This is a genomic window from Escherichia sp. WS1451 (genome assembly GCF_046487365.1).
In the GTDB taxonomy this organism is placed as follows: Bacteria; Pseudomonadota; Gammaproteobacteria; order Enterobacterales; family Enterobacteriaceae; genus Escherichia; species Escherichia coli.
Genome location: NZ_JBJQJP010000001.1, coordinates 458,532 through 473,922, shown reverse-complemented (window position 1 = coordinate 473,922; position 15,391 = coordinate 458,532). Strand labels below are relative to the sequence as shown.

The following is a 15,391-nucleotide window of genomic DNA, read 5'->3' as shown; positions in this document are numbered from 1 at the left end:
TTAAAAATACAGACGTTTTTTAAAGATTGAGAGTTACCTGTTGATAATAAGGTATCGGGTAACTCTCATTATGACAGAGCGCTTTCAAAAACAGGGCTACGAAATGGCGAGTATCCAGACGTATATTAAGAAAGCCCCCATCAACATCTATTAAATTTATCACTGCGCCCAGTCAGGTTTATTTAAGATATGATCCTGCCAGTCAATCACTTCTGATTCTTTCACTGCGATATGACGCACAGAGATACGTTCGCCATGCATTGCCGCTTTCGAACCAGTAAGCAGCGGATGCCACGCAGGTAAATCTTTACCTTCCGCCAGCAAGCGATAAGCGCAGGTCATTGGCAGCCATTCGAATGTTGGCAGATTTTCACGGGTTAATTTAATGCAGTCAGGTTCAAACTCGAAACGACGTTCGTAGTTCCGACATTGACAGGTTTTAATATTGAGCTGGCGACAGGCGACGTTAGTGAAGTAGATTTCGTCGGTGTCTTCATCCATCAGTTTATGCAGGCAACACTGACCGCAACCATCACACAACGACTCCCATTCCGCATCGCTCATTTCGTCCAGGGTTTTACTTTGCCAGAAAGGTACATCGCTCATCAGGTGTTCCGCCATTACGTTAAAACGCACCTTATAACCAGTCTGGCACAGCGATGCAAGTTTTGCCGCCGCTTTCAGGCGGCAAAAAGTATTACAAAACGCGAGTTGTCAAAGAATGCCCATCGAAAGTGACTGTCAGCTCATCACCGCTTTGCAACGGGCCGACGCCATCAGGCGTGCCTGTCAGCACAACGTCACCGGCCTTGAGAGTAAAGAACTTGCTCATATAAGCGATCAGCGGAACGATTTTATGGATCATGTCCGCAGTCGTACCTTGCTGGCGTTGTTCGCCGTTTACGCTCAGGCCCAGCGTTGTATTTTGTGGATCGCCGGTAAATTCCGCCGCGGGAATAAACCCGGAAAGCGGACAAGAGTTATCAAACGCTTTAGCCTTTTCCCACGGCTGCCCGGCTTTCTTCATTTTTCCCTGAACATCACGCAATGTCAGATCAAGCGCCACGCCGTAACCGGCAATGGCTTTGCGGACATGCTCTTCCGTAGCCTGACGCAGCGTCGCGCCAATCAACACCGCCAGTTCGACTTCATGATGAACTGAACCGAAATCGGATGGGATCGCCAATGGCTGCCGCAGATCGCACAGTGCCGTTTCTGGTTTAATAAACAGCACTGGCTCTTCGGGCACTGCGCTGCCCATCTCTTTAATATGTTTGGCATAGTTACTGCCAACACAGACTACTTTACTCACCGGATAATCCAGCAGCGCACCTTGCCAGTTGTGATGTTGATACATAACGTTCCCCTCACCTTATCGTGGATATGAAAACCCGCGCCGACAAAGATAATGCCACCGCCGGATATCGGTTATTTGTTCGTGTCGTCTGTTTTCTGCCCCATGACGGAAAGATGTTGCTTCAGCAAATCTTCGGGTGGTGGCGGTAACTGCAAATAGTAACCTTGCTCGGTTAATGCCTGTTTAACCTTTTCAATATCGGCATTGACCAGTTTCTTCCGCCCATCCAGCGGAAGAATCATCGCTAACTGAGGCTGACCAAAACCTTTCATCAGTTCCTCAGGAACACGCGAAAAATCGTCTTTTTTTTCGACATATAAATAGGTCTGATCACGCTTGCTGCTTCGATAAATCACACAAAACATACTTTTACTCTTTAAGATGCCAGGTTTTGGCATAAGCTAACATCAATGAAACCCGCGCCACAAGCCAGCCAGCTGTAGATTCCTACGGTTTGTTCAGTCCATGCCCCCTTTATAAGTAATCCCCCCCGGCAAAAATGCCGCGCCGGGATTTAACCGAACGCAGGAAAGCCACTGGAATTCTCCTGTGATGAATTGTTATATTATAACAGTTCATCGTACTCATTCTGAACAGGAGACTACCAATGAAAATTAAGGGCATCAGTAAGGCTGTATTGTTACTTGCACTGCTAACCTCCACGAGCTTTGCTGCGGGTAAGAATGTCAATGTTGAGTTCAGAAAAGGCCATAGCAGCGCTCAGTACTCCGGCGAAATAAAGGGATACGATTACGATACATATACCTTCTATGCCAAAAAAGGTCAGAAAGTGCATGTGAGTATCTCTAATGAAGGCGCTGATACTTACCTCTTCGGGCCAGGAATCGATGATTCTGTTGATTTATCCAGATATTCCCCAGAACTCGATAGTCACGGACAATACTCACTCCCTGCTTCTGGCAAATATGAGCTGCGAGTGCTGCAAACCCGAAACGACGCCCGTAAAAACAAAACTAAAAAATATAACGTCGATATTCAAATTAAGTAAATGTCAACCGACGGGGACTCTCCCCGTCATAAACGTTAACGCCCCACTCCTCTCTGTCGCTCAAGAGGTTAATGACGAATAGCAGACAATGCCGAATAGAACATAATGTAAACAAGACATCACTCACGACACATAAATAACATCTTTGTGGTGGTTTGATTGATTTTTCCACTCCGCTTACCATCCACACCAAAATAACGTTCATCACGACATAATTTTTCTTTAACATCGCAAAATACACCGTTAGAGAATGTAAATTCGCTGGGATCGTAACCTTGTACTGATTGTAAGTTTTCAGCGGCTTTTTCGCCGAGATATTTCCTTGTTAACTCTGGGGAAATGCCATCTGAGTTCACACAAATATACGGGTCGCAAACAACGCCACACGCAGGAGATTGAAGTCCGCCAGCGTCATTTCCAGACGCCATTGATGAGAACATCATCCCCACACCTGACAATCCGATATAAAAAATACGCATCATATTCATAGCACATCCTGATAATCCAACCGTACAACACTTATGCTCATTTCATCATCAATCCGTAATCAAAACCGCTGACCTGGACGAGTTACGATGACCTGACAGAAGTATCAGACGTCTTCTGCGGTTTCTATGATAGAGCAATTCTGTGGCGGATATTAAGATAACGGGTATCTGTTCTTTAATGATGCCGCAAAAAATGGAAAGTTAAGAAAGCCTGGCGTGGTGAAAAAATACACTCGCCTCAATACTGGATATTTAAACAGGTCTGAAGATGCTGTTACGATTAGGGTGCGGAAAAAGGAAGCGTAAATAAGAACAATCAAAAGTACGACGGCAATGGGTTGATTGACAAGGGTATTTTTTAAGCTATGTATCAGCGCCATTTATCACAGAATAGACTTTTACTCTGAATAAATGGGAGGGTGACTTGCCTCAATATAATCCAGACTATAACATGCCTTATAGTCTTCGGAACATCATCGCGCGCTGGCGATGATTAATAGCTAATTGAGTAAGGCCAGGATGTCAAACACGCCAATCGAGCTTAAAGGCAGTAGCTTCACTTTATCTGTGGTTCATCTGCATGAGGCAGAACCTAAGGTTATCCATCAGGCGCTGGAAGACAAAATCGCTCAGGCCCCCGCATTTTTAAAACATGCCCCCGTTGTACTCAACGTCAGTGCACTGGAAGACCCGGTAAACTGGTCAGCGATGCATAAGGCGGTTTCGGCAACCGGTTTGCGGGTTATTGGCGTAAGTGGCTGCAAAGATGCGCAACTTAAAGCCGAAATTGAAAAGATGGGGCTGCCTATCCTGACGGAAGGAAAGGAAAAAGCGCCGCGTCCAGCTCCCGCACCGCAGGCTCCAGCGCAAAATACAACGCCGGTCACAAAAACGCGTTTAATAGATACCCCGGTGCGTTCCGGTCAGCGTATTTATGCTCCACAATGTGATCTGATTGTTACAAGCCACGTTAGCGCTGGGGCCGAATTGATTGCCGATGGTAACATTCATGTCTATGGCATGATGCGCGGTCGTGCGCTGGCAGGGGCAAGTGGTGACCGGGAAACGCAAATATTTTGTACGAACCTGATGGCGGAACTGGTGTCCATCGCAGGTGAATACTGGCTGAGTGATCAAATCCCAGCAGAATTTTATGGCAAAGCGGCACGACTGCAGTTAGTTGAAAACGCTTTGACCGTTCAACCGTTAAATTGATCCCTTTTTAACAAGGAATTTCTATGGCACGCATTATTGTTGTTACTTCGGGCAAAGGGGGTGTTGGTAAGACAACCTCCAGCGCGGCCATCGCCACTGGTTTGGCCCAGAAGGGAAAGAAAACTGTCGTGATAGATTTTGATATCGGCCTGCGTAATCTCGACCTGATTATGGGTTGTGAACGTCGGGTCGTTTACGATTTCGTCAACGTCATTCAGGGCGATGCAACGCTAAATCAGGCGTTAATTAAAGATAAGCGTACTGAAAATCTCTATATTCTTCCGGCATCGCAAACTCGCGATAAAGATGCCCTCACCCGTGAAGGGGTCGCCAAAGTTCTTGATGATCTGAAAGCGATGGACTTTGAATTTATTGTTTGCGACTCCCCGGCAGGGATTGAGACCGGTGCGCTAATGGCACTCTATTTTGCAGACGAAGCCATTATTACCACCAACCCGGAAGTCTCCTCAGTACGCGACTCTGACCGTATTTTAGGCATTCTGGCGTCGAAATCACGCCGCGCAGAAAATGGCGAAGAGCCTATTAAAGAGCACCTGCTGTTAACGCGCTATAACCCAGGCCGCGTAAGCAGAGGTGACATGCTGAGCATGGAAGATGTGCTGGAGATCCTGCGCATCAAACTCGTCGGTGTGATCCCTGAGGATCAATCAGTATTGCGCGCCTCTAACCAGGGTGAACCGGTCATTCTCGACATTAACGCCGATGCGGGTAAAGCCTACGCAGATACCGTAGAACGTCTGTTGGGAGAAGAACGTCCTTTCCGCTTCATTGAAGAAGAGAAGAAAGGCTTCCTCAAACGCTTGTTCGGAGGATAAGTTATGGCATTACTCGATTTCTTTCTCTCGCGGAAGAAAAACACGGCCAACATTGCAAAAGAACGGCTGCAGATTATTGTTGCTGAACGCCGTCGCAGCGATGCAGAACCGCATTATCTGCCGCAGTTGCGTAAAGATATTCTTGAGGTCATTTGTAAATACGTACAAATTGATCCTGAGATGGTAACCGTACAGCTTGAGCAAAAAGATGGCGATATTTCTATTCTTGAGCTCAACGTGACCTTGCCGGAAGCAGAAGAGCTGAAATAAGCCCGCTGTAAAAGCGCATTTATCTTCAAGGCAGAGTCATCTCTGCCTTGAGTTTTTCATCCCCCTCATCCACGTTTGATAAGAGCGGCGAGTATTCTTGCTGATGCTACTCATTGCTTCCCCCCCCCCCTTTACACCTTAATGCCGTTCCCCCCACACAGAACAAAATGTTTATACCTGGCTGAGTAAATAACCTTATTGTTAGTATTGGTATACTGGGAGATGATAACCCCGCAATTTCATTATTCATTGTTCTCCCATAGGATGAGGTTTCCCGCCGTAACTGGCGGGCTTTTTTTGCCGCAGAATTTTCCCTTTTAACACCCTGTAAACGAAAACTGCGCCGAAGCGCAGTTTAATCGTTGATGGTCAGAACGACCAGTTCGCACCAGCCACCGCGTTCCACGGGGATTCCACACCGGCACCATGGCTATACCCCACCCCGAGATGCCCGCTTAACGAACTGCTGAATGAGGCTTTAATACCTGCCTGATATATTCCACGTCTGCCCGACAAATTATTGACAAAATTACCGTCATTATTCACTTTCACCCGGTTATCATCGACAAATTCTTTGCGCACAGCCACCTTCAGCCACGGCTCAACTTCCATGCCGTTCCCCAGACGCATGTTGTAACTCAGCGTTGCGCCCAGTTCACGATATATACTGCGGGTATCGACTAATTTCGATTCCATGCCATTGGATAAATGATAGTAGCGTCTAAGCGACCTTAGCTCTGCTGCAACATCAGCCCGCAGGCACCAGACCAGGGGATTGCTCCTGAAGAGACAGCGCAAGTGTATTGTGTTCACCGCTCACCAAAGACATCATGATGAAATAATGATATCCCGCATAAGAAAGAGGCATTTTTTAAACGCAGTGCGCTGAAGTGTAGTTGGATAAAAAATCACTCTTTTCTGATAATACTGTTGTACGCTTATTTTTCGACAATGAGGCCGTCGACAAAATAAAATGACTAATGTAATCATTGCTGATGAATATTTTCTGCTCACATAAAAATCACACAATAATATTCATAAATCAGATTATCTTACCTTTACAACATTGTATTAACACTCAATGACACTTCTTGAATAAAAATATTGTCAATCAATGAGTTATTTCTCATTTGAGATTATTCTTATTCCCGTAAAAAACATAATTCCTATCATCACAGTCACGCTCATTTTGAATTATCTGAATAATAGCGAGCGTTCTTTAGTTAAGCCGATCTTAATTGAAGACGAAATTATTGTGTGTGCAACTTACTTAATACCGGACATCTAAGTTGAAGAAAAAAATACTTGCCTTCGGGCTTATCTCAGCATTGTTCTGCTCCACGCCAGCGATGGCGGATATGAATCGCACCACGAAAGGTGCATTGCTAGGCGCAGGCGTTGGTTTACTTACTGGCAATGGTGTTAATGGCGTACTGAAAGGTGCAGCTGTTGGCGCTGGTGTTGGTGCAGTAACAGAAAAAGGCCGCGACGGTAAAAATGCGCGTAAAGGTGCAAAAGTGGGTGCCGCCGTTGGTGCTGTCACTGGCGTTCTGACCGGAAATGGCCTCGAAGGGGCGATTAAAGGTGCCGTGATTGGCGGTACGGGTGGTGCAATTCTGGGTAAAATGAAATAAGGAATGATGATGAAAAAATTTGCTTTACTGGCGGGTCTGTTTGTTTTCGCACCAATGACCTGGGCGCAGGACTACAATATTAAAAACGGTTTGCCGTCAGAAACCTATATTACTTGCGCAGAAGCCAACGAAATGGCAAAAACTGACAGCGCACAGGTTGCAGAAATTGTTGCGGTAATGGGTAATGCCAGCGTTGCCAGCCGTGATTTAAAAATTGAGCAATCTCCGGAACTGAGCGCCAAAGTGGTAGAAAAACTGAATCAGGTTTGCGCTAAAGACCCGCAAATGCTGTTGATCACGGCAATTGATGACACCATGCGTACTATCGGCAAAAAATAATATTTAATATGTTACCGCGTCGATGAAATCGACGCGGTTTTTTAGCTAATGGCGGGATCAGAACTTATATTTCAGGCCCACCATCACTGCGGTGTCATTGTAGCCATTATCACCCAGCTGCACGCCCACATTACCCCAGACACTGGCCGCCGGATTCAGGTTGCCATTTACGCCAAGTTTAATTTCCCCCAGATTACGCGCCCCGTCTTGTTCGACTTTCACACCATTCATTGAGACAGCAAAATCTTTACTGTTATGGATCCAGTTCATTTCAACAAAAGGTTCAAAGTCGTCACCGTGAGGACCGCTGTTTTTCTCCTGAGTACGAATAAAGGTGCGGAAACCAAGTCGGGTCTGGAAGTTGTTATTTGCGTCATTCTCAATACGTGAGCCATTGGCTTCCGTGTGCGCATTATGATCGACGCCCATCCAGATAGCCTGTGCCTGTGGCTGGAAGATCCACGTATATTTCGCCGCTTCCAGACCAAAGGATTTATTCAGGGCAAAACCGTAACCCGCTTCCAGCGAGACGGTTGCACCTTTCGCGCTATAGGATTCATAGGCTAATTCATCTCCTTTCACCGAGTTTTTAAACCAGCTATATTGCGCCCAGGCGTCAATGTATGCGCCTTTTTTACTGATGTCATCGGCAAACCAGGTGGCATACAGCCCTGCGCTATAGCCTCTGACACTCCCTTTCGAACGATAATCCGACACGCTGGAATGAGTTGAGTTGTAGTCGCGGGCATAACCAGCCATCACTCCCAAACGCCAACTGTCACTGTCGGTAAAACCACCGGTTAACAGCTCCGCCCCTAACTGCGAGACGTAGCGATGCGAGGTCGTTCTCAACTGTCCGTTGCTGTCACGCCAGGCATTATGCCCGCCAATTTGACGTAGCCAAAGTCGGCTTGAACGCTCCTGTTCAGTTACAGGATCGATGTAGCGCGTTTCACCTGCACGATCGTTCAGACGCATAACAAAAAGAGTGTTAGCGGCTGCCAGGTTGGCGACGTAACTTCCAGCTTCGGGGCGCAGAACGGGGGTAGGCGCAACAGTAGGCGCTGAACTTCCTCCGGAGTTTGTTTCACCGCCGCTCGTTGCCTGGAAGTTAGTCAGATACCAGTTTTTATTGGTCGCTTCGGTATTACCTCGGGTTAATGAATATTCGTAGGCACCGGCGAAAATCCTCGAATCCTTAATAAATTCCCCATTTGATTCCCCCTCAACGCTGATAATCTCTATCCCATTTAACGTGTAAGCCCCGCTGCCGCCAGCATTGGTAACTTTAACTCGGGTTGTTCCAGAGGTATTTCCATTAATAACGACTTTATCCGTAGCTGAATTATCATCACCCAATTCAGTTCTGAGATGCAATATGCCATTATTACCAACGTAATTTTCAGTTATTGTTAATCTTGTTGGTTCGAAAGCCTTTCCATCTGCCCGGGAAATATAGACCGTACTATTGTCAACCGTGAGCTTGCTCACCGTTGAGTCAGTTTTAATATCCCAGGTACTATTATCTGAAAGCGACAGATAGGTATGAGTGCTATCATCTGTTGAAAGATTGGCTGAACCCGTTATTTTTGAATTAGATGCATCGATGGCCAAATGACCTTTAATATTATTAATAAAAACATCTGCAGCCGATGATACCTCACTATCCGTAATGGTCACGTTACTCGTCTCATTTTTATTGTAGAGGATTTCATTTGCTGACCGTAGTGAGCTACCAGATAAAATATCTACCGTTGCTTCCTGACCATTTATGGAAGACTCCAGCACAATTCCAGCCCCCTGATGCGCGACTGCAGATGTATTTTTCAGCGTCACCTTGCCGCCATTATAAATTTTAGCAATCGCGGCGTCAGGACCCGTTGTATGAATTTCTCCCTGGTTAAATGAAACAGTCCCCTGGCGAGCAGCGATGGCATGAGCATTGTCCCCATGCGTGGTAATATCAACATCGGTTAATGTAACGCTGGCATTGGTATAATCAAGCTTGCTACCCGCCTTGACGACAGTGCCATTAGCGTAAGCGGCATAACTTTCTGTTCCGTGGGTTGTTATCTCCCCTTTTGCCATATCCAGTTTTGCTTTGGCGTTATTTTCATTACTTCCTGTATCGGCAGTACTTTCTTCATCAAGAGAAGATACACACGCACGCGCGCTTCCGGGAGATGCACAAGCAAGAACGCCGACTGCGTGATTACCCGCAGTAACAATAAAAGTATTACCTTCGTCAGATAAATGGGGGTTAACCGAACCGTCAGTGTTGACTCTTATTATGGTATCAGTATTCAGGTTTCCATTCGTTTGACTTAGCAAACCAATTGAGTAATCCCCCGTTGTGACAATCGTATTATTACCCTGCAAAATAACTGCACCGCCATATTCACTTACGACTGCGCTAGCTGTATATACTGTGCTTAGAGGACTATTGCCAGAAGGATATAAACCACCCGTTGTTACAATGACGCCTTTGTTAATGGTTAAATTGCTACCCTCTCCTGCAACAGATACCCCGTAACTTCCATTACCCGTTGTTATAACTAGCGCATTATCAATATCTTTTACTTCTCCATCTTTTATTGCCACAGCATGTTTATATTCATCGTACTGAATAAACTGTTCAGCATATGCATTACCCACCGCCAAAGCAATAAGTCCCAAACTAAACCCGGGGAGTTTTTTCAGTTTCATAGATTAACCATCCATTCATTGGATTAACAAACATTCCTGGTCAAATAACCTATGAGTTCAGATTACCAAAACGGAGGGTAAAGACAAAAACAAAAGCACAAGAAATTTAAATAGATAAACAGCGACAATACATAAATGATAAATAAGTCAGCATTATCATTTTTCACCTTATTTTCATGACATTGATCACTTTGGAGTGACGAATTTGTTTAACAAATAACTCTTCGACATCAAAATTATTAATAGTTGCCATTGGAATTATTTCGATGATATATAAAAACAACTGTGATAACACCAGGGTTGACAACTATTTGCGCAATAATACCTTTCCTTCAATGACCCAGGCGTTCACTGCCAGCAACCCATTCAGCCGCATACTGACAGTGAGAAACTGAAAGTTTAGTGCTGATCCCTGTGGCTGACGAGTCTTTCCCTTAATCGATTAACCAGATTGATCGCCAGCCAAACAAGGGCATTAAGCAAATTTATCGTCACAAGCACTTCTCCCAGCCCGGTACTGGGTTTTGCAATAAGGATGACCAGGAGAGTGATCAGCATAAATGCAATGGAAAAGATGATATAGAGAGTGAAATAATCCAGATTATTACTATTGTTCATGCTACTAATGGCAATCCTGTCAAAACTTTCAAACAATTATAGCAAACAAAATAATGAACAATAGTAACAAGAGGCAACGAGCTAATTAGCTGTCTATAATTACACCGCACCATGGCCTTGCTGATCAATTTTCACTCAACCACAACCTTCACCTTCGGTTTAGAAAGGATAATTTTGACCAGGTCGATGTATGTAACAGGTTTATAGAAATAATAACCCTGCTGAAATGTGATATTATTTTGGTTCAGATAATCAAGTTGTTCTTTCGTTTCGACACCTTCAGCGACGATACTGATCGAAAGTTTACGCGCCAGATCCAATACACAATCCAGAATTCGGGTTGATTCTGGGTCTGCGTTGACGCGGCCAACGAAACTGTGATCAATTTTGATATAATCAATATGCAGGTCATGCAGATAAGAAAGCCCTGAGTAGCCAGTACCGAAATCATCCAGCGCGATGACAAAACCATTTTCATGCAGAATGTTCAACCGCTGAACCAGACTTTCATCAACATTTAATGGCTCACGCTCGGTGACTTCCAGAACGAGGTTTAAATCGCGGCGGGTAAAACTGTCACGGTAATTTAAGCACTCGTCGACAAACGTCGGCGAAATAATATGCGAGGCGCTAAAATTAATTCCAATATGAAAACCCTCCGGCAGTTTACTCGAGATAGCGTTCATCTGTCTGGCAACCTGATTCATCAGGCTTTGCGTAAGCGGAACGATTAATCCGGATTTTTCAGCAAGTGGAATAAATGCCGCGGGTGATATATATCCACCGTGAGGTTGTTTCCAGCGGGCTAACACCTCAACTCCCCGCAATGTCCCTTCCCGACCATTTACCACAGGTTGGTAAAAAGGGACGATCTCCCCATTATTTATAGCCCGTCGCAGGATCTCTTCAGGCGTTGCGCTTTTATTGAAATACCTATCAAGCAGCAAAGCAGCGGCGCAGGCGATTAACAGAATAAATATCAATATCCCAAAGCCTTTATCGATAAGTCTGTAGAAGCTAAAGAGTGGTGGCGGGTTAAAGATAATAGTGAAATGATATTTTGTGGAGTGAACCTTCTCGGTATAGGGATAATGTCCATTAAGCGTCATCACATCACCCGTAGGTCCAATAATGTCATCCGCCACGCGTAATACATACCTTACCCCTTTCAAGGGTACATTAAGCGCCCCGCGAATATGCTGATCACTTATCGTAACCAAAATGCGCGTATCTGCAAATTGGCTCTGATAGAGCAGGATAGGTAATCTATTAACGGTGTCGATTGCCGGAGCCAACAGTAAATTACTGTCCGGGAAAACAGGAATACGAGACAGCAGGACCCGATTCCCCGGTAAGGATGTACACCAGACCGTTCCCTGTTTGAGAATGATGATTGTGCGCAGGTGAGGTTTCAGAGCTGCTTCAGTGCCAAGCTGATATTGCTCCTCGAGGTCGCATTCCTTCCCGGCAATGTTAACCGCTGTTTGAGTCGCCTGTGACGCTTCTTCAAGTATATGATTGATATTGTTGGCGGCATATCTCGCTCCCGCCAGGTACTCTGCTTTTGCGGAATACCAGAGCTGGATGTTCAAAATAGCGACACCGGTTATAAACAAGCATATCGCAACGAGGATGGGTATGAGTGTATTGCGCATTTGCTTGTCCCGGCCAAAGGGTTTAATACATGAAAATGCCATTCATTCGCTCGCGCTGGCATCTACAGAGAGCATGGTAGAGAGCATAAGAAATATCCACGCCGAAGATAAAATTTTCTCCATCTTGATCTAACCCATTAATTATTGAGCATAATGTAGATAGGATAAAATAAATTAGGCGGGATATCAGGTGTCAAGAATGGAGAGCGAGAACTCTCCATTCTTGACACCTGATATTGCGGACATATTAAGAAAGCATAACGCCTGAAATGCTCACTTTGCACCAGCATGGTAATACAGCTGATGTTTATTCTATAACCTTACTCAAGTTCTAAGAGATCACGGATTCCCTGTCATTAATAATGATATCCGTTAGTGTAGTCTTATGCATTTCAATGTACTGCAATATTTGCAGATAGAGGTCAGAAAGAATCACACTGGTTTCATCTTTTAAACGCAAGCGTAAAGCCTGATCAATAATATAACTATCAACATACCCATGCGTCATGAACACCTCCCTCTCGAGATTTTTAAACAAAGCACATTGCAAAATAAATCTCTCTGGGATTGAATTATTCATGTCAGCCTCGTAGAAATATTAACCCAATAAAATTATGCTGTGTATAGTCTAAAGCGACAGACAAAAATAAGATGAATGAGTTTTCTATAAATTTATACTTAATAATTAAAAGTCACATATCATCCGCTGTGTATCGCAACACGATTTCCAGTGTTTTTCTGATCACATCAGCTTTGAGGATATCATTTGTTGTTTCCAGGGAGTGTATCAGACTTAAGATAATATTTTTATTATTAACATTATCGCCTGAAAGCATTAAATTGGTGACAGCCTGCCCTAACACAGCTGACTCTTCTTCTAACAAATTACCCGAACTGCGAAAGTAACTTGATAACGCTTTATCAGCTATTGCATTATGAATAGTAGTATCTTCAAGCATAGTAACCTCTCATCTTACTTATGAAATTTTAATGTATTCTGTTTATTTTCTTACCATTGAAAATACTTTTATTGTCAGTTATCGCTGTTCTTCTGTTTGGCCCTCCTGTATCACTGTTACTAAAATCACGAATTATGCTGTCAATTAAATCTCGTCGGAAAGCATTTTCCTCAACAGATTTCATTACGAGTAATTGCTTAATAAGAGTCTGCAACGAAAAATTTATCTTCATGCGCAGTATCTGGAGCACCGCCTGGCCAGTAATTTCATATTTTGTACTTTCATTATCAGATGTCTTCATAACGACTTCATAGCTAACCTGTTAAATAATCAGGCTGTTGCATTATTCAAAAAGCAACCCAATTAGTGCATTATAATGTTTCTGTTCCTCTTCCCCTGTCGCTTGTTCCAGTCTGCCTAGAAGTTTGGCACAAAGCGACTTTCGACTCAGATTACGTCCATCTTTCAAAATCTCAGTCACAATTTCCCCGAGAGTTTCCTGCTGAGTAGGCAAGTTAGCTTTTGCAAAGTAACGAGTGATTGCTCCCGCAGAATCTAAAGTCACTGAATTTTGATGCATGCTACGCCTCTGTTAAAAATGTTAATCAATGTTAAGTGAGGTAACAATAGCAAACTTGTACGAAATATGTGTACAAAATGATAAATTAATTTTTTGCATTTAGTGCTAATACATACAAAACAACAGGTTATGATAAAAAATATTGCATCATTTAAATAACAACCTATACAAGAATTTTCGCCAACTCATCTTCAACTTTTTCCATTTTTTATCAATGTAAAGAAACAGTTATGTTTTGGTATTAAAAGAAAGACACCGGAAGATATGTCTGTTACCGTCTTACTCTCGCCTCTCCCATTACCCTGGACAGTTAATGCTTACCACCCTTATTTATCGTAGCCATATACGTGACGACGAACCTGTCAAAAAAATCGAAGAAATGGTTTCGATAGCAAATCGCAGGAACATGCAGTCTGACGTAACAGGGATCTTACTGTTTAATGGTTCTCATTTTTTCCAGCTTCTGGAAGGTCCGGAAGAACAGGTTAAAATGATATATCGGGCTATATGCCAGGATCCACGGCACTATAATATTGTTGAGCTGATGTGCGATTACGCGCCTGCTCGCCGTTTTGGCAAAGCGGGAATGGAATTATTTGATTTGCGCCTGCACGAGCGAGATGACGTTTTACAGGCCGTATTCGACAAAGGCACATCAAAATTTCAGCTAACTTATGATGACAGAGCGCTGCAATTTTTTCGTACTTTTGTCCTTGCAACCGAACAAGCAACCTATTTCGAGATCCCTGCCGAAGACTCCTGGCTTTTTATCGCTGACGGATCTGATAAAGAACTTGATTCCTGTACCCTTTCACCAACTATAAACGACCACTTTGCCTTTCATCCTATTGTCGATCCCTTATCGCGGCGGATAATCGCTTTTGAAGCCATTGTGCAAAAAAATGAAGATAGCCCATCAGCTATAGCGGTTGGGCAGCGTAAAGACGGGGAAATCTATACAGCGGATCTCAAAAGTAAGGCGCTTGCATTCGCGATGGCACACGCACTTGAGCTCGGTGATAAAATGATTTCAATCAATCTATTACCTATGACCCTGGTTAACGAACCTGACGCAGTCTCTTTTTTACTTGATGAAATAAAGGCCAATGCTCTGGTGCCTGAACAAATCATCGTTGAATTTACTGAAAGTGAAGTCATATCTCGGTTTGATGAGTTTGCAGAAGCGATTAAATCGCTTAAGGCTGCCGGTATCAGTGTAGCAATTGATCATTTTGGCGCAGGTTTTGCCGGTTTGTTACTCCTGTCACGCTTCCAGCCTGACAGAATTAAAATCAGTCAGGAATTGATTACCAATGTTCATAAAAGCGGGCCACGGCAGGCAATTATTCAAGCGATCATAAAATGCTGTACATCACTTGAAATTCAAGTCTCTGCTATGGGTGTGACAACACCAGAAGAGTGGATGTGGCTTGAATCTGCAGGAATTGAGATGTTTCAGGGAGATCTGTTTGCGAAAGCTAAATTGAATGGTATCCCTTCAGTTGCGTGGCCGGAGAAAAAATAATTTCCAGCACATTATTTCGTATGATTTCTGAAAATCATCGTGAAAATGAATACGTTATGTTTAAATTTAATCCACATTAAAAATAATGTTTCATTCAATTTAGCTGAAATCTTATTTATACTTTGTACAATTTTAGCGTATATTGTACAAAGTATTATTGGGTCGTGTACAGGCGACGGAGATTTGTGACCGCAAGGAGG

The 15,391-nt window shown here is 43.9% G+C and carries 21 protein-coding genes and 1 pseudogene; 8 read left to right on the top strand and 14 right to left on the bottom strand.

Annotated elements, in window-relative coordinates:
- Nucleotides 1-159: 159 nt before the first annotated feature.
- The 3 genes from ACJHX7_RS02435 to ACJHX7_RS02425 form a co-directional block, all read right to left on the bottom strand.
- Nucleotides 160-606, bottom strand: a complete 447-nt coding sequence (locus ACJHX7_RS02435; protein ID WP_001306825.1) for a YcgN family cysteine cluster protein — start codon at nt 604-606, stop codon at nt 160-162.
- 91 nt (nt 607-697) lie between these two features.
- Nucleotides 698-1,357 carry a fumarylacetoacetate hydrolase family protein gene (locus tag ACJHX7_RS02430; protein WP_000284277.1) on the bottom strand — a complete coding sequence of 220 codons (660 nt, stop codon included), beginning with the start codon at nt 1,355-1,357 and terminating at the stop codon, nt 698-700.
- 71 nt (nt 1,358-1,428) lie between these two features.
- Nucleotides 1,429-1,722, bottom strand: coding sequence for a YcgL domain-containing protein (locus ACJHX7_RS02425; RefSeq protein WP_001295992.1), 294 nt, complete (start codon nt 1,720-1,722; stop codon nt 1,429-1,431).
- Between the two features lie 242 nt (nt 1,723-1,964).
- Here ACJHX7_RS02425 and pliG point away from each other — a divergent pair, with 242 nt between their 5' ends.
- Nucleotides 1,965-2,366 (top strand): g-type lysoyme inhibitor PliG, encoded by a 402-nt coding sequence (gene pliG / locus ACJHX7_RS02420; protein WP_000693755.1) that lies wholly within the window; start codon nt 1,965-1,967, stop codon nt 2,364-2,366.
- 119 nt (nt 2,367-2,485) lie between these two features.
- On the opposite strand, the gene ACJHX7_RS02415 is transcribed toward pliG, so the two are convergent.
- Nucleotides 2,486-2,854 (bottom strand): YcgJ family protein, encoded by a 369-nt coding sequence (locus tag ACJHX7_RS02415; RefSeq protein ID WP_094030203.1) that lies wholly within the window; start codon nt 2,852-2,854, stop codon nt 2,486-2,488.
- 519 nt (nt 2,855-3,373) lie between these two features.
- Between ACJHX7_RS02415 and minC the strand changes: the two genes are divergently transcribed.
- Genes minC through minE form a run of 3 tightly spaced genes read left to right on the top strand, consistent with a single transcriptional unit; the run spans nt 3,374 to nt 5,175 of the window.
- Nucleotides 3,374-4,069: a septum site-determining protein MinC gene (gene minC, locus ACJHX7_RS02410; RefSeq protein ID WP_000072536.1), complete on the top strand. Its 696-nt coding sequence runs from the start codon at nt 3,374-3,376 to the stop codon at nt 4,067-4,069.
- Between the two features lie 23 nt (nt 4,070-4,092).
- On the top strand, nt 4,093-4,905 hold the full coding sequence (gene minD / locus ACJHX7_RS02405; RefSeq protein ID WP_000101055.1) for a septum site-determining protein MinD: 813 nt from the start codon (nt 4,093-4,095) through the stop codon (nt 4,903-4,905).
- A gap of 3 nt (nt 4,906-4,908) precedes the next feature.
- Nucleotides 4,909-5,175 carry a cell division topological specificity factor MinE gene (gene minE, locus ACJHX7_RS02400; RefSeq protein WP_001185665.1) on the top strand — a complete coding sequence of 89 codons (267 nt, stop codon included), beginning with the start codon at nt 4,909-4,911 and terminating at the stop codon, nt 5,173-5,175.
- A 369-nt stretch (nt 5,176-5,544) separates the two neighbouring features.
- On the opposite strand, the pseudogene ACJHX7_RS02395 reads toward minE, so the two are convergent.
- From ACJHX7_RS02395 to ACJHX7_RS02385, 3 genes and pseudogenes are all read right to left on the bottom strand, one after another.
- Nucleotides 5,545-5,889 (bottom strand): annotated as a pseudogene (locus ACJHX7_RS02395) (autotransporter outer membrane beta-barrel domain-containing protein); the annotation flags it as partial.
- Between the two features lie 34 nt (nt 5,890-5,923).
- Nucleotides 5,924-6,043 carry an ATPase gene (locus ACJHX7_RS02390; protein WP_071987222.1) on the bottom strand — a complete coding sequence of 40 codons (120 nt, stop codon included), beginning with the start codon at nt 6,041-6,043 and terminating at the stop codon, nt 5,924-5,926.
- The gene (locus ACJHX7_RS02385; RefSeq protein ID WP_001330597.1) at nt 6,004-6,189 is read right to left on the bottom strand and encodes a hypothetical protein; all 186 of its coding nucleotides are present in this window, start codon (nt 6,187-6,189) and stop codon (nt 6,004-6,006) included. The genes ACJHX7_RS02390 and ACJHX7_RS02385 overlap by 40 nt, the downstream gene beginning before the upstream one ends.
- Before the next feature lie 100 nt (nt 6,190-6,289).
- Between ACJHX7_RS02385 and ACJHX7_RS02380 the strand changes: the two genes are divergently transcribed.
- The 3 genes from ACJHX7_RS02380 to ACJHX7_RS02370 are packed head-to-tail and all read left to right on the top strand — an operon-like array spanning nt 6,290 to nt 7,148.
- On the top strand, nt 6,290-6,463 hold the full coding sequence (locus ACJHX7_RS02380) for a hypothetical protein (protein WP_000120097.1): 174 nt from the start codon (nt 6,290-6,292) through the stop codon (nt 6,461-6,463).
- A gap of 1 nt (nt 6,464) precedes the next feature.
- Nucleotides 6,465-6,809: a YMGG-like glycine zipper-containing protein gene (locus ACJHX7_RS02375; protein WP_000726974.1), complete on the top strand. Its 345-nt coding sequence runs from the start codon at nt 6,465-6,467 to the stop codon at nt 6,807-6,809.
- A 3-nt stretch (nt 6,810-6,812) separates the two neighbouring features.
- Nucleotides 6,813-7,148 carry a YmgD family protein gene (locus tag ACJHX7_RS02370; protein WP_000979980.1) on the top strand — a complete coding sequence of 112 codons (336 nt, stop codon included), beginning with the start codon at nt 6,813-6,815 and terminating at the stop codon, nt 7,146-7,148.
- Between the two features lie 57 nt (nt 7,149-7,205).
- Here ACJHX7_RS02370 and ACJHX7_RS02365 read toward each other — a convergent pair whose 3' ends face one another.
- The 7 genes from ACJHX7_RS02365 to ycgZ all read right to left on the bottom strand — a co-directional run bounded on the left by ACJHX7_RS02365 (nt 7,206) and on the right by ycgZ (nt 13,666).
- Entirely contained in the window at nt 7,206-9,854 is a 2,649-nt protein-coding gene (locus tag ACJHX7_RS02365; RefSeq protein ID WP_000768535.1) for an ECIAI39_1904 family autotransporter adhesin, read from the bottom strand.
- Nucleotides 9,855-10,253: 399 nt separating this feature from the next.
- Complete coding sequence (gene ymgF, locus ACJHX7_RS02360) at nt 10,254-10,472, bottom strand: cell division-associated protein YmgF (protein WP_001065862.1); 219 nt, start codon at nt 10,470-10,472, stop codon at nt 10,254-10,256.
- 131 nt (nt 10,473-10,603) lie between these two features.
- Entirely contained in the window at nt 10,604-12,127 is a 1,524-nt protein-coding gene (locus ACJHX7_RS02355) for a cyclic diguanylate phosphodiesterase (RefSeq protein WP_012602364.1), read from the bottom strand.
- Nucleotides 12,128-12,458: 331 nt separating this feature from the next.
- Complete coding sequence (gene ymgC, locus ACJHX7_RS02350; RefSeq protein ID WP_001330600.1) at nt 12,459-12,707, bottom strand: protein YmgC; 249 nt, start codon at nt 12,705-12,707, stop codon at nt 12,459-12,461.
- Nucleotides 12,708-12,819: 112 nt separating this feature from the next.
- Entirely contained in the window at nt 12,820-13,086 is a 267-nt protein-coding gene (gene ariR, locus ACJHX7_RS02345; protein WP_000888769.1) for a biofilm/acid-resistance regulator AriR, read from the bottom strand.
- Between the two features lie 28 nt (nt 13,087-13,114).
- A complete protein-coding gene (locus tag ACJHX7_RS02340; protein ID WP_000858023.1) occupies nt 13,115-13,387 on the bottom strand; it encodes a hypothetical protein in 273 nt (90 codons plus the stop codon).
- A 42-nt stretch (nt 13,388-13,429) separates the two neighbouring features.
- Nucleotides 13,430-13,666 (bottom strand): regulatory protein YcgZ, encoded by a 237-nt coding sequence (gene ycgZ / locus ACJHX7_RS02335; protein WP_000554149.1) that lies wholly within the window; start codon nt 13,664-13,666, stop codon nt 13,430-13,432.
- 313 nt (nt 13,667-13,979) lie between these two features.
- Between ycgZ and bluF the strand changes: the two genes are divergently transcribed.
- Nucleotides 13,980-15,191: a blue light-responsive regulator BluF gene (gene bluF, locus ACJHX7_RS02330; RefSeq protein WP_001330601.1), complete on the top strand. Its 1,212-nt coding sequence runs from the start codon at nt 13,980-13,982 to the stop codon at nt 15,189-15,191.
- Nucleotides 15,192-15,391 lie beyond the last annotated feature (200 nt).

Coding starts and splice junctions, on each gene's coding strand:
- bluF (WP_001330601.1), top strand. CDS start 13,980: ATGCTTACCACCCTTATTTATCGTAGCCATATACGTGACGACGAACCT.
- minE (WP_001185665.1), top strand. CDS start 4,909: ATGGCATTACTCGATTTCTTTCTCTCGCGGAAGAAAAACACGGCCAAC.
- ACJHX7_RS02370 (WP_000979980.1), top strand. CDS start 6,813: ATGATGATGAAAAAATTTGCTTTACTGGCGGGTCTGTTTGTTTTCGCA.
- ycgZ (WP_000554149.1), bottom strand. CDS start 13,666: ATGCATCAAAATTCAGTGACTTTAGATTCTGCGGGAGCAATCACTCGT.
- ariR (WP_000888769.1), bottom strand. CDS start 13,086: ATGCTTGAAGATACTACTATTCATAATGCAATAGCTGATAAAGCGTTA.
- ACJHX7_RS02340 (WP_000858023.1), bottom strand. CDS start 13,387: ATGAAGACATCTGATAATGAAAGTACAAAATATGAAATTACTGGCCAG.
- ymgF (WP_001065862.1), bottom strand. CDS start 10,472: ATGAACAATAGTAATAATCTGGATTATTTCACTCTCTATATCATCTTT.
- ACJHX7_RS02390 (WP_071987222.1), bottom strand. CDS start 6,043: ATGCCTCTTTCTTATGCGGGATATCATTATTTCATCATGATGTCTTTG.
- minC (WP_000072536.1), top strand. CDS start 3,374: ATGTCAAACACGCCAATCGAGCTTAAAGGCAGTAGCTTCACTTTATCT.
- ACJHX7_RS02365 (WP_000768535.1), bottom strand. CDS start 9,854: ATGAAACTGAAAAAACTCCCCGGGTTTAGTTTGGGACTTATTGCTTTG.
- minD (WP_000101055.1), top strand. CDS start 4,093: ATGGCACGCATTATTGTTGTTACTTCGGGCAAAGGGGGTGTTGGTAAG.
- ACJHX7_RS02380 (WP_000120097.1), top strand. CDS start 6,290: ATGAGTTATTTCTCATTTGAGATTATTCTTATTCCCGTAAAAAACATA.
- ACJHX7_RS02415 (WP_094030203.1), bottom strand. CDS start 2,854: ATGAATATGATGCGTATTTTTTATATCGGATTGTCAGGTGTGGGGATG.
- ACJHX7_RS02435 (WP_001306825.1), bottom strand. CDS start 606: ATGAGCGATGTACCTTTCTGGCAAAGTAAAACCCTGGACGAAATGAGC.
- pliG (WP_000693755.1), top strand. CDS start 1,965: ATGAAAATTAAGGGCATCAGTAAGGCTGTATTGTTACTTGCACTGCTA.
- ACJHX7_RS02355 (WP_012602364.1), bottom strand. CDS start 12,127: ATGCGCAATACACTCATACCCATCCTCGTTGCGATATGCTTGTTTATA.
- ymgC (WP_001330600.1), bottom strand. CDS start 12,707: ATGAATAATTCAATCCCAGAGAGATTTATTTTGCAATGTGCTTTGTTT.
- ACJHX7_RS02425 (WP_001295992.1), bottom strand. CDS start 1,722: ATGTTTTGTGTGATTTATCGAAGCAGCAAGCGTGATCAGACCTATTTA.
- ACJHX7_RS02430 (WP_000284277.1), bottom strand. CDS start 1,357: ATGTATCAACATCACAACTGGCAAGGTGCGCTGCTGGATTATCCGGTG.